The following is a 12,222-nucleotide window of genomic DNA, read 5'->3' on the forward strand; positions in this document are numbered from 1 at the left end:
TCAGCGCCTCTTGAAATCGGGTGCGCGCTTCTCGGCAAAGGCGACCCGGCCCTCGCGGGCGTCGTCGGTCGCGAAGCAGATCGCCTGCAGGTCGCGTTCATATTCGATCGCCTTGTCCCACGGCATTGTAAACGCAGCGCGCAGATTGAGCTTGGCAGTCTCCGCGGCGATCGGCGCGCGCGAGGCGATCACGTCTGCGATCTCGTGCGCGCGCTCGACGAGGCGATCGGAGGCGAGGACTTCGCTGACCAGCCCCCATGCCAGCGCGCGATCGGCGTCGATCATGTCGCCGGTCAGCAGCAGCATCGCGGCGTTCGAAGTGCCGACCGAATAAGCCAGCCCCGTGGCCATGCCGCCGCCGCCGATCCAGCCGAGCTTGATTTCGGGCGCGGCGAAGCGGGCGTTGGTGGAGGCTATGCGGATGTCGCAAGCCATCGCGGTTTCCAGTCCGCCGCCCAGCGCATAGCCGTTGATCGCGGCGATCACCGGCTTGCGGCATGCGCGCAGGGCGTCGCAATAATCGGCGCGGTTGCGGAAATCCCAGGCAGTCGCATAGCCGTCGAGCGCCGTGATGTCCGATCCGGCGCTGAATGCCTTCTCGCCCGCGCCGGTGACGACGACGGCGCGCACCGCATCCGAGGCGTTGCACTCGGCGACGGCCGCGACCAGCGCGTCCGCCATCGCCGGGGTCATCGCGTTCAATTTGTGTGCGCGATCGATCAGGATCGTCGCGACGCGATCCTGGATCGTGAAGCGCAGGTCGTCGGTCATGTTTCCGCTCCGGGCGTGTGATGTCGGGAATAAGCGGCCTCGACGGCATCGAGCACCGAATCTGTCGGCGTTTCGTCGAGCAGGCCGGCGCGCAGCAGCGCCGAGGCCTCGGTCTGGAAGGCGATCGCGTGGTTGTGCCGTGGACGGATCAAGGCCGCCTCGATCGTCGCGCGCGTCGCGCTGTAGAAGCCCCCGGCGGCGGCATCGATCCGCGGATCGGTCCAGGCGGATCGCAGCGACGGCTGGCCGTCATGCGCGGGAATGAAATCGCGCTGCACGGCATCAGACATCAGCCAGCGCAGATGATCGAGCAATTGCGGCGTCACCTTCGCGCGGCGCGACACGGCGATGCCGGTGCCGCCCAGTGTCGATCCGATCCGGCCACCGGGCCCGCGCGGCGCGTCGGCATAGGCTATCGCCCCGCGTGCGGAGTAATTCACGTAGCCGTAGATCAATGGGCACAGCGCTGGCCCGTCGCCTGATGCCATCGCTTCAAGCATCGCGATCGGATTGAGTCCCGCCGCGGCGCGCGTGGTGTCACTGGTGAGACGCATCAGGATCGCATAGGCTTCGCGGGCGATTCCGCGGTCGATGAAGTGGTCCCGTGGTTGCGGCGGTTCGGCGTCGAGCGCGCCGCACACCGACTGGAAGCTGAGCGCTGCGTGCGGGCCGGCAAGCGACAATGCGACCGGCACGCGTTCGGCGAGCGCGATCACTTCCTCCCAGCTGGCCGGCGGCGCTTCGGCGAAGTCGCGGCGACAGGCCATCACCTGCGTCGCGGCATCGAGCGGCAGCGCCCAGTGCCGGCCTGCATAAAGATAGCTCACCAGCGACCGGCCGATCGCCGCGTCGCTCAAATGCACGAATTCTTCCGCCGCGAAGAGGTCCTCGAGTGGGACGAGGCAATCGGCCGCGACTGCCTCGCCGACATGCGGATGATCGAGCACGACAAGGTCGTAGAGCGCGCATTGCTCGGCGATCGATCGTGACTCGAAGCCTTCGAGCGAGTGCTTGTCCCACACGATTGCGACGTCGCGCGCAGCTTCCGCCGCTGCGGCGAGCGCATTGTAGCCGCGCGGGTGATCCCAGGTCAGACCGCGATATTCGGAGGTCATGCGTGCTGGCGGACCACACCCGATTCGACCAGCCGATCGATCGCGTCGCGGTCCAGCCCCAGCTCGGCCAGCACCTCACGGCTATGCTCGCCGACCAAGGGCGCACCGCGGTCGATCTGCGACGGAGTTTTCGAAAAGCGGATCGGGAAGCCCGGCGTCTTTACCCGGCCTTCGGTCGGATGGTCATATTCGACGAAGGTGCCGTTGTGCTTGATCTGCGGATCGTCGACGAGCTCGGCATAACCATAAACCGGGCCGGCCCAGATATCGACTGCGCGAAAGCGTTCGAGCCATTCTTCGCTGGTTGCCGTCAGCAACTTCGCCTTCACGTGGGCGAAGATCGCGTCGCGATGCGTCCAGCCATCGGTCTGGTCGTCCATGTCGGCGAAGAACGGGTCGTCGAGCAGCGCACCGAGCTTGGCGAGCGGGGCCATCGCCAGGGTGACATAGCCGTCGCTCGTCTGGAACACGCCGTACGGCGCGCGGATATAGCTGTGGGCGTGCGCCTCGGCCGAGCGCGTCTGTGGCTTGCCGCCGACCGTGAACACCGACAATTCCTGCATCTGGATCGTCGTGATCGCATCGAGCATGTTGATCTGGACCAACTGACCCTCGCCCGTACGTTCGCGGTGAAACAAGGCGGCGAGCGCGCCTTCGAACGCCGAGTAGGCAGTCACCGCGTCGACCAGATATTGCCCGGCCGGGGAGGGGGCTGCCCTTCCGCGCCCGCCGACAGCATCGCGCCCGACATGCCCTGCAGCAGCAGATCCTGCCCGGGATAGCTGCGATAGGGGCCGTCTTCGCCATAACCCGACATCGAGATGTAGATCAGCCGCGGATTGATCGCCGACAGCGTCGCATAGTCGACGCCCAGCCGCTCGGCGACGCCGGGGCGGTAATTCTGCAGGAAAACGTCGGCGGTCTTGACCATCTCGACCAGCAACGCCTTGCCCTCGGCCGCCTTGAGATCGACCGCGAGCGAGCGCTTGTTGCGGTTGAGCGACAGGAACGAGACGTTGATCTGGTTGCCGGTCGCGCCGCCGGCGGCGGCGTGGCGCTGCCATTCGCCCGAAATCGGCTCGACCTTGATGACGTCGGCCCCGAGATCGCCCAGCCGCTGCGCGGCGAACGGTCCGGCCATCGCGATCGAGCAGTCGAGCACGCGGATGCCGCTGAGGATATTCATGTATCGTTGGTCCTTCAGGCCATGACCCAGCCGCCGTTCACGTGCAGCGTCTGGCCGGTGATGAAACTCGCCTCGTCGGAGGCGAAGAAGGCGATCGCCGCGGCGATGTCCTCGGCCGATCCGCGGCGCTTGATCGCCTGCGCGTCGAGCACCATGCGGTTATAGCCTTCGGGATCGGGGTGGATTTTCTCGGCGTCGGTGGGGAAGGCGCCGGGCGCGATCGCGTTGACGGTTACGCCGTACGGACCGAATTCGCGCGCCCATGCCCGGGTCAGGCCGATCAATGCGCCCTTCGACGCGACATAGGGTGACAGGTTCGCCCAGCCGCCCGAGATGGTGATGCTCGATATGTTGACGATGCGCCCGAACCCACGCGCGCGCATTCTCGGCAGCGCGGCCTGCACCGCGACGATCCCGGCATCGACGTTCACCCGCTGGACGAGCTGGTGCTCTTCGATCGAATAGTCCTCGAACGGTTTCGAGGGATAGATCGCGGCGTTGTTGACCACGACATCGAAGCCGCCGAGCTCGGCGATCAGCCGGTCGAGCTCTGCTCGGAAACCCGCAAGGTCCGACAGGTCCGCGGTAGACACGACGAGCCGTCCGGTCTCGATCGCGGCCGCGGCTTCGCGCAGTTTCGCGACCTTGGCCGGGTCGTTGTCGATCGCGACCACCGTCGCCCCCCGCCGCATCAGCAACAGGCTGGTATCGAGGCCGAGACCGCCGGCCGCGCCGGTGTAGAGGATCGTGCGGCCCTTCATGCCGTGCGTCCGGGAATCGCGGGGAAATTGCCGGTCGGCTGGGGATATTCGTCGTCGGGCTGGCGTGCGATGCGTTCGATCCGGGCGACGGCGTCGGACACGGCTGCGGCATCGGGCAGGATGCGCAGAACCGTGTCGTAGCGGCGCTCGTCGCCATGCTCGAGCCAGATCAACTCGCCGCGCTCGCGCGCGAATTCCTTGCCGAGGACGTGATTGGTCGAAGGCTCGATCCCCATCGCATAATGGCCGGCGTGGAAGTTCTGCCACTGGTACATTGCCGGGAACTGGCTCTTGAGCGTCTCGACCTCGAAGCCGAAGCCGAGCCGCTCGTTGACCAAGGCTACGTTGACCCGGCCATCGCCGTCGGCGGCCATGTCGTGCTGCCAAACCTGCTCGTGGAAATTGACGATCGGAGCGGGCACGGTGCGATAGCCGACGGCCTGCGCCTCATACTGATCCGCATGCGCCGCCCACAAAACCTCGCGGATCGGCGCGACGTAGCGCGATCCTTCGGCGAGCACCGGATGGCTGACATTGATGTGATAGCAATACATGTGCGGGGTCCGGTAGAAGCCGTGATTGACCACGCGATCGTGCATGCGGATCTCGTCGCTGCCGACACTTGCCTCGATGCGGCGGATCAGGTGCAGGTCCTCGCCGAACACCGTCGATTGCTGGACCACGCCCTCGGCCCACAGCACGCACTCGTCGCCGTCCCAGCGCTCGCCATAGCCGGTGAGGCGCGCGGGAATCGTGCCGACACGGCCGTGCAGCGACGAGGAGACGGTCTTGCGCGGACCGTAGAAATAATGGCCTGCGGGGTCGTCGTGCATGAACAAAGTGTGGTCGAGGCCGCAGGTGATGTTGAGGCCGGACATCGAGCGGAACCAGCCGAGCCCGCCTTCGCCTTCATAATCGTGGAGTCCGGGGTTGCGGAAACCCGATGGCGAGTGCCAGCCGATCGCGCGGCCGGCGTGTTCGCATTCGGCGATGTCCATCGCGCGATCGACCAGCACAGTGAAGCGCAGGCCGGTGCCGGTGCGGAATTCGAGCCGGCGGACGCCGCGCTCGACCCCGTCGCCAAGCGTCGAAAGCTGCACGCCGGCGAATTGCGACAGGCTGCCGGTCCGCTCGGCGAGCGCCCGCCGCGACAATGTCTCGCCGAACAGCGTGACCACCAGCCCCTCCAACGCCAATTTATAAGACGTATGATGTCTAACCGGCGATACCGTGGCCGTCAATCGGGAGCCCGTACACCTTGTTCTATGACGACATATGATATTATGTTTGGCGCCGAATGCAGCTCATAAAGATGTGTCGGGGAGAGAATCGTGGCGGTTTCGCGCAGGACGATGTTGGGAGCGACGCTGGGAACGGGTGCGGCGGCGCTGATGCCGCAAGCCTCCGCCGCGCCGGCCGCGACCGTCGAACGCTGGGGCCTGTACGAGATCCGGCTGGACGGGCCCGACGCTGGCCATCCGTTCGACGACGTCCAGCTCACAGCCACCTTCGAATCCGCGAGAAAACGGATCACGATTCCCGGCTTCTATGATGGCGGCGGCGTGTATCGCATCCGCTTCAGCCCGCCGGAGCTCGGCGGCTGGACTTGGCGGACGACGAGCAACGCGGCTGCGCTCGACGGTCGCAGCGGCGCCGTCGAAAGCATTGCGCCCCGACCGGGCAATCGCGGCCCGGTCCGTATGACGCCGGACGGCTATCACTTCGTCTACGCGGACGGCACGCCCTATCGGCCAATCGGCACCACCGCTTATTCGTGGGCGCTGCAATCCGACGCGCGCTGCGCCGAGACGCTCGCCACCCTTAAGGCGGGGCCGTTCAACAAGATCCGCATGTGCGTGTTCCCCAACGTGCCGTCGGTCGCGACCGATCCGTTCGTGCGCACGGGGAGCGGGTCGAAGGACTGGGATCCGACCCGGCTCGACCCTGCTTATTTCCGGCGCTTCGAGGACCGCATCCGGCGGCTCGGCGAGCTGGGCATCGAGGCGGACGTCATCCTGTTCCACCCCTATGACAAGAAGCGCGGCTATTCGGGCATGCGGCGCGCCGACGACGAGCGGTACCTGCGCTACGTGGCGGCGCGCTTCGGGGCGTTCCGCAACGTCTGGTGGTCGATGGCCAACGAATATGACATCGTCGAAGGCAAGGTGGTCGCCGACTGGGATCATCTCTTCGAGGTGCTGGTGGCGGCCGATCCGCACGACCGACTGCGCTCGATCCATCAGCTCGACGTCTATTACGACCATCGCAAGCCGTGGATCACCCATGCGAGCATCCAGCATGGCGCTGCGGTGCTCGACGACGGCCGGGTCCATCCGCACCGCAACTTCGCGCAGAAAGCAGTGATCTTCGACGAGGTGATCTACGAAGGGAATTCGGACAAACGCTGGGCGCGGTTGACCGGCGAACAACTGGTCGAGCGTTTCTGGTGGGGAACCGTGGGCGGCGCCTATGTCGGGCATGGCGAAGTGATCACCGACAGCGGCGACCCCGATCATTCATGGCTGGGGCAGGGCGGGCGCCTGCGCGGCACGAGCCCGCCGCGCCTGGCCTTCCTCCGCCGCATCCTCGAAAGCGGGCCGCTGCCTGGCATCGATCCGATCCAGCAATTCTGGGACTATCACCTCGGCGGGCGCGATTTCAGCTGGTATCTGAAGTATTTCGGCAGCGCGCAGCCGACGGAGTGGGCAGTCGTCCTGCCGACGCGTGCCAAGGATCCGCACAACAGCTTTCGCATCGACGTGATCGATACCTGGAACATGACGATCACTCCGGTCGACCGGGTGTTCCGCATGGCCCAGCTCAACGAATATGACGTGCACGACCCGCAGCGCCCGACGATCACGCTGCCGGGCAAACCCTATATCGCGGTTCGCGTGACCAAGGTTTGACGCACCGTTACCCGGCGGCGCAATTGGATGCGTTCAGGCAATTTCCTTTTGACCGGCGAAGCCCATGGCAGCGCTCGCCTGCTTCGCTGCGTTTTGGACATGGGGCATCAGCATCTCGAGCCGCGCGTCATCGACATATTGCGCGACACTCGCCACGCTCAACGCGCCGACAATGGCCCCGCTGGCATCGCGAATGGGGGCGGCGACGGCCCGGATCATGTCGGGCGGCGGTCCATGATGGACCACCACCCCCACGGCCGCGTGCCGGCGCATTTCCGCTTCGATCTCGCTCGTGAAGGGGATGTCGGCAGCTTCGAAGTGCTTCTGCCAACTCTTCGCGTCCTCATCGAGCATCAACGTCTTGCCAAGGCTGGTTTCGGCAAGGCGGCGCCGGGTGCCTGCCGGGGTCGATACGATCACGCGCTGTTGCCCCGGATTCCGAAGCAGATGGAGCGACTCGTCGCCCTCCCGCCGGCCGAGGAACGAGCAAAGTCCGGTCTCTTCCGAAAGTCGCTCGAGCACCGGCGCAGTCGTGGAGATCAGGTCGATCTTCCCGCGTGCGGCGGAGCCCAATTGCATCAGCTTGGGCCCCAGCCGCAGCATTCCGGACGAGGAGATCAGGAACCCCCGGGACAGCAGGGCCTGCACCATCCTGGCGGTCGTGCTTCTGGTAAGGCCGCTTTGCTCCGACAGGTCGTGAAGCCGCATGGGCTGGCGGGCAACGGCGTCGAGCAGGCTCAGCCCGCGCTCCAGCGTCTGCGCGCCATGCTTGTTGCTCGGGCCCGGCTCAGCATCGATCATCGCGCGTGGCCCGGCCCCGACTGGAACAAGGCGGCGCGCGCGAGATCGAGGGCGGCAACCGCGTCCTGCTTCGCCTGGGCCGCGCGCATTGCGTCGAAGTCGAGACGGTCGAGTGCGCCCTCGATATGCTTGAGGAAGCCGATCGCGCTTTTCGCGGCGCCGACGCAATCCTCGCGGAACGGGAACTGGTCGAGCTGCCAGACGCCTTCCCATTTGTTCTTGCGCAGCGTGTAGAAGAATTCGAACAATTCGATCGGATGCACCGAGCCGGCGATCATGTCGTCGTCCCAGCCACGGAGGTTGTCGTTGACGTCCATGCCGAACAGCCGGCCATGGTCGATCGCCAGCTGGGCCGCGTCGGCCGGGGATTCACCGCCGTAGAGCGAATGGCCGAAATCGAGCAGGATGCCGACATTGGGAAGGCCGATCTTCTCGATGCCCAGCAAGGTGCGCGCCACGCTGTCGAAGCTCATATGGTTGCGTGGCTCGCGCGGCTTATATTCGATGACGAACTGCAGGTCGGGATTGGCCTGGGCAAGCTCGCCCACCCCGTCCATGCTCATCCGCCACAGATCGCCGTGATCGACCTGGAAGGGATAGTCCCAGCCGTCCTGACCCGGCCAGAGCTTGACGTATTTCGCGCCGAAGCGGCGGACGACATTGGCGGCGTCGGTGATCAATTCGTTGGCGCGGCGGCGCACGCCCGGATCGGGATTGGTGAAGGCGCCGCGCACGAATTCGCGGGTGTAGATCTCCGGGGTGATGCCGATCACGTCGAGCTTGTTGCGCTTGAGCGCGGCTTCGACGGCGGCGAAATCGGTCTCTCCGCCCGGGAAGGGATAGTTGATGTCGACCACCGAGAGATCGCCCACCTGCCCGGCGAGGTCGATCATCTCGATCAGCGAGCGCGGCGGGCCATAGCCGTCGGTCGCATAGCGATCGACATAGGTCGCGAAATGCCAGATTCCCGCACCAAATTTCTGCTCGCCCGTCATTATTCGTCCTCTTGATTGACGCGCTCAGTGCTGGCCGAGCGCCGAATTGCCTGGCCGGCGTCCGATCCGGCTCACGAAGCGATCACCACCTTCACGCCCGCATCCTCGAACGCGGCGCGATCCTCGTCGCGGATCCCCTCGTCGGTCACCAGCGCATGGACGAGCTCGATCCCGCCGAGCGAAGAGAAGGAGCGGCGGCCGATCTTGCTGCTGTCTGCGACGAGGATGACTTCGCTGGCCGACGAGATCATCGCGCGCTTCACCGAAATGTCGGACAGCGAGGGGAAGGTAAGGCCCGCCTCGATCGAAACCGCCGCGGTGGCGAGGAACAGCTTCTGCGCGAACAGGCCATGGAAATAGTCGGCCGAGCGCTCGCCGCTCAGCGACAAAGTCGGCGCCTTGAAATGGCCGCCCGGCATATGGACCTCGAAGGTCTGGAGCCCGCCGAGCACCAACGCGATGTTGAGCGCATTGGTGATGATGGTCAGCCCTTCGCGATCCGTGAGGTGCGTAGCGATTTCGGTCACCGTGGAGCCCGAATCGAGGATCACGGTTTCTCCGTCCGCCACCATCGCGGCGGCGGCGCGTCCAATCCGGCGCTTGGCGTCCATGTGGATCATGTGATGCAGCGCCATCGCCTGGACCTGCTGAGTCACCGACTTGAGAAAGGCGCCGCCATGCTCGCGCACGATATGGCCTTCGATCTCCAGCTTCTCGAGGTCCTGCCGGACCGTAACCTCGGATACGCCAAAGGCTTCGGCGAGGGTGCGGACCCGCGCGGTCCCTTCCTCTTGCAGCCATTCGAGGATCTTCATGCGGCGTGCTTCGCCAAGCAGACCGTGGGTCGTCGGCCGCGCCATCATTCAGTTCTCCAACAGCGTCGCGCCATGCGATGCCGGAGCTGGTCTAGCATGACCGCGCCGAGGGTCATCCCGGCATTGACGCCGAATAGTGGCACGCCTCTTACCCTCTTCCCGAACAGGCGGCTCAAGGCGGCCGCCGCCGGCTCTTTGCTACGCCGCACGCATCGGAATAGTCAAATGCATGCTTGTCATTTTCGTGAAAAAAGAAATAAACGAAGAAAATCGCAATACCTCGTAAGCGCATTGCAAGCGCCACGGGCCAGCATCACGACGTGAGGACATGGTGGGCAGAGAAACCGACACTTTACTATCGGCGGAACAGGCCGCGCATGTGAAGGAGCGCGCGAACTGGATCCGGCGGCAGGCTCTGCTCATGGCGCATCGTGCTGGGCAGGGGCATCCTGGGGAGACCTGTCGGCCGCCGATATCCTCGCGTCGCTCTATTTCGGCGTGATGCGCATCGATCCGGCCGCGCCGGATGCGCCCGATCGCGATCGTTTCGTGATGAGCAAGGGGCATTGCACCGGCGCGCTCTATTCGGCGCTGGCGCGGGCGGGCTTTTCCCGGTCGAGGAGCTGAAGACGTATCTGCAGCCGGGCTCGCGATTGAACGGCCATCCCAACCGCACCTATCTGCCAGGGGTCGAGACCAATACCGGGCCGCTGGGCCATGGCTTGCCGGTCGCGGTCGGTGTGGCGGTGGCGGGGCAGATCGATGCCGCGGACTATCATGTCTTCGCGCTGACCGGTGACGGCGAGCTGCAGGAAGGTAGCATGTGGGAGGCCGCGATGTTCGCCGGCCATCGCGGGCTGGGTAACTTGACCGTGATCGTCGATCGCAACGGGCTGCAACAGGGCGCGACGACCGAGGATACCAATGCATTGGAGCCGCTCGCCGATAAATGGCGCGCGTTCGGGTGGGATGTGGAAGAGGTCGACGGGCACGACCCGGCGGCATTGCTTTCGGTCCTTGCGGTTCCGGCCAGTCTGCGCGCACGACCTTTGTGCGTGATCGCGCGCACCACCAAGGGAAGGGGCGTCAGCTTCATGGAAAACCAGGTGGGCTGGCACCACGGCGTGCCGAGCGACGCGCAGCTGGCGCAGGCGTTCGCCGAGCTCGATGCGGAGCTGCAGGCATGAGTGCGGCGACTATAGTTACGGGCATGTTCGATTGCCGCAATGCCTATGTCGAGGCGCTGGAGGCGCTGGCGGCCGAGGATCCGCGGATCGTCGCGGTGGTCAACGATTCGGTGGGATCGAGCAAGCTCGGCAAGTTCCGCGAGCGCTTCCCCGAGCGGCTGATCAACGTGGGCATCGCCGAGCAGAACATGGTCGGCGTCGGCGCAGGGCTGGCCAATGGCGGCAAGGTGCCGTTCGTCAGCGGCGCCTCCTGCTTCCTCACGGCCCGCGCGCTCGAGCAGATCAAGGTCGATTGTGCCTATAGCGATGCCAATGTGAAGCTGTGCGGCATCTCAAGCGGCGTCGCTTATGGCGAGCTCGGCGCGACGCATCACAGCATCGAGGACTTGGCCTGGCTGCGGGCGCTGAAGGGCCTGACGGTGATCGTGCCGTCCGATCCCTGGGAAACCGCCGAGGCGATCCGCTGGGCGGCGGCGCATCAGGGGCCGGTGTTCATCCGGATCAGCCGCATGCCCGTGCCCGCATTGCCGCGGCCCGCGGATGCGCGCTTCGAAATCGGCAAGGCCGAGCTGCTGCGCGACGGCGACGACATCGCGGTCATCACCTGCGGGACGCTCGTCCACCACGCTCTTGCCGCTGCCGAGCTGCTCGCTGCCGAGGGGATCGCGGCGCGGGTGCTCAACATGGCGACGATCGCGCCGCTCGACGTGGAGGCGATAGTCGCCGCGGCGGGCACGGGCGGGATCGTCACTGCCGAAGAGCATGTTGTCCGCGCCGGCCTCGGCGGCGCGGTGGCGGAATGTGTCGTCGCCGAACGTCCGGTGCCGATGCGGATGCTCGGCTTCCCCGGCTTCCTGCCGACCGGATCGGCCGAATGGCTGATGGAGCAGCACGGCCTCAGCGCCGCCGGCATCGCCTCGGCGGCGCGCGACCTCGTCGCCCGGCGCGGCTGATGGCGCGCGTGGCGATCCTCGCGGTCGACCAGGGAACGACCAACACCAAGGCGCTGCTGATAGCCGCCGATAGCGGCGAGGTGCTGGGCCGGGCTTCGCATCCGCTGGGCGTGACGGTCCCGCGGCCGGGATGGGCCGAGCAATCGGCCGAGGCGATCTGGGGCAGCGTGGCGGGCGCGATCGCCGAAGTGCTGGCGACGACGCCCGGCGTCGAGGTCGCGACCATCGCCATCGCCAACCAGCGCGAGACGGTGTTGCTCTGGGATGCGGCAAGCGGCGAGGCGGTCGCCCCTGCGATCAGCTGGCAATGCCGCCGGACCTCCGATCGCTGCGCCGCGCTGCGCCCGCACGAGGCGGCGATCGTCGCTGCGACCGGGCTCGGCGTGGATCCGCTGGCGTCGAGCACCAAGCTCGCCTGGCTCCTCGACGAGACGCCGGGCGCACGCGCACGTGCCGAGGCCGGCGAACTGCGCGCGGGAACGGTCGACAGCTGGCTGCTGTCGCGGCTGACCGGCGGGGCTGCGCATGCCACCGATCCGAGCAACGCGTCGCGGACCCAGTTGATGTCGCTCGATACGCTCGATTGGGACCCGGCGATGCTGGCGTTATTCGGTATTCCGGCAGCGGTGCTCGCCACGATCCGGCCGTCGGACTCGCGCTTCGGCGAGACGCGGGCGGCGGGCGTGCCCTCCGGACTGCCGATCCACACGATGATGGGCGATCTCGCAC

At 66.2% G+C, this 12,222-nt stretch carries 9 protein-coding genes and 3 pseudogenes; 4 read left to right on the top strand and 8 right to left on the bottom strand.

The window, feature by feature from the left end:
- From PIB19_RS21880 to PIB19_RS21905, 5 genes and pseudogenes are all read right to left on the bottom strand, one after another.
- Entirely contained in the window at nt 1–771 is a 771-nt protein-coding gene (locus tag PIB19_RS21880) for an enoyl-CoA hydratase/isomerase family protein (RefSeq protein ID WP_271239023.1), read from the bottom strand.
- Nucleotides 768–1,886 (bottom strand): extracellular solute-binding protein, encoded by a 1,119-nt coding sequence (locus PIB19_RS21885; protein ID WP_271239024.1) that lies wholly within the window; start codon nt 1,884–1,886, stop codon nt 768–770. The genes PIB19_RS21880 and PIB19_RS21885 overlap by 4 nt, the downstream gene beginning before the upstream one ends.
- A pseudogene (locus PIB19_RS23885) lies at nt 1,883–3,072 on the bottom strand (CaiB/BaiF CoA transferase family protein). Before PIB19_RS23885 ends, PIB19_RS21885 begins: the two are co-directional and overlap by 4 nt.
- Nucleotides 3,073–3,086: 14 nt before the next feature.
- Complete coding sequence (locus tag PIB19_RS21900; protein WP_271239027.1) at nt 3,087–3,833, bottom strand: SDR family NAD(P)-dependent oxidoreductase; 747 nt, start codon at nt 3,831–3,833, stop codon at nt 3,087–3,089.
- On the bottom strand, nt 3,830–5,011 hold the full coding sequence (locus tag PIB19_RS21905; protein WP_271239028.1) for an aldose 1-epimerase family protein: 1,182 nt from the start codon (nt 5,009–5,011) through the stop codon (nt 3,830–3,832). The genes PIB19_RS21900 and PIB19_RS21905 overlap by 4 nt, the downstream gene beginning before the upstream one ends.
- A gap of 153 nt (nt 5,012–5,164) precedes the next feature.
- On the opposite strand from PIB19_RS21905, the gene PIB19_RS21910 reads away from it, so the two are divergent.
- A complete protein-coding gene (locus PIB19_RS21910; RefSeq protein WP_271239029.1) occupies nt 5,165–6,742 on the top strand; it encodes a DUF5060 domain-containing protein in 1,578 nt (525 codons plus the stop codon).
- Nucleotides 6,743–6,775: 33 nt separating this feature from the next.
- On the opposite strand, the gene PIB19_RS21915 is transcribed toward PIB19_RS21910, so the two are convergent.
- The 3 genes from PIB19_RS21915 to PIB19_RS21925 all read right to left on the bottom strand — a co-directional run bounded on the left by PIB19_RS21915 (nt 6,776) and on the right by PIB19_RS21925 (nt 9,353).
- Nucleotides 6,776–7,543: an IclR family transcriptional regulator gene (locus tag PIB19_RS21915; protein ID WP_271239030.1), complete on the bottom strand. Its 768-nt coding sequence runs from the start codon at nt 7,541–7,543 to the stop codon at nt 6,776–6,778.
- Nucleotides 7,540–8,538, bottom strand: a complete 999-nt coding sequence (locus tag PIB19_RS21920; RefSeq protein WP_271239031.1) for a sugar phosphate isomerase/epimerase family protein — start codon at nt 8,536–8,538, stop codon at nt 7,540–7,542. Before PIB19_RS21920 ends, PIB19_RS21915 begins: the two co-directional genes overlap by 4 nt.
- 71 nt (nt 8,539–8,609) lie before the next feature.
- Entirely contained in the window at nt 8,610–9,353 is a 744-nt protein-coding gene (locus PIB19_RS21925; RefSeq protein ID WP_271239032.1) for a DeoR/GlpR family DNA-binding transcription regulator, read from the bottom strand.
- 501 nt (nt 9,354–9,854) lie between these two features.
- Here PIB19_RS21925 and PIB19_RS21930 point away from each other — a divergent pair.
- From PIB19_RS21930 to PIB19_RS23890, 3 genes and pseudogenes are all read left to right on the top strand, one after another.
- Nucleotides 9,855–10,540: pseudogene (locus PIB19_RS21930) on the top strand (transketolase).
- Nucleotides 10,537–11,493 carry a transketolase family protein gene (locus tag PIB19_RS21935; protein WP_271239033.1) on the top strand — a complete coding sequence of 319 codons (957 nt, stop codon included), beginning with the start codon at nt 10,537–10,539 and terminating at the stop codon, nt 11,491–11,493. Before PIB19_RS21930 ends, PIB19_RS21935 begins: the two are co-directional and overlap by 4 nt.
- A pseudogene (locus PIB19_RS23890) lies at nt 11,493–12,155 on the top strand (FGGY family carbohydrate kinase); the annotation flags it as partial. The gene PIB19_RS21935 and the pseudogene PIB19_RS23890, both read left to right, overlap by 1 nt.
- Nucleotides 12,156–12,222: the final 67 nt, after the last annotated feature.

This window comes from Sphingomonas sp. 7/4-4 (assembly GCF_027941955.1).
In the GTDB taxonomy this organism is placed as follows: Bacteria; Pseudomonadota; Alphaproteobacteria; order Sphingomonadales; family Sphingomonadaceae; genus Sphingomonas.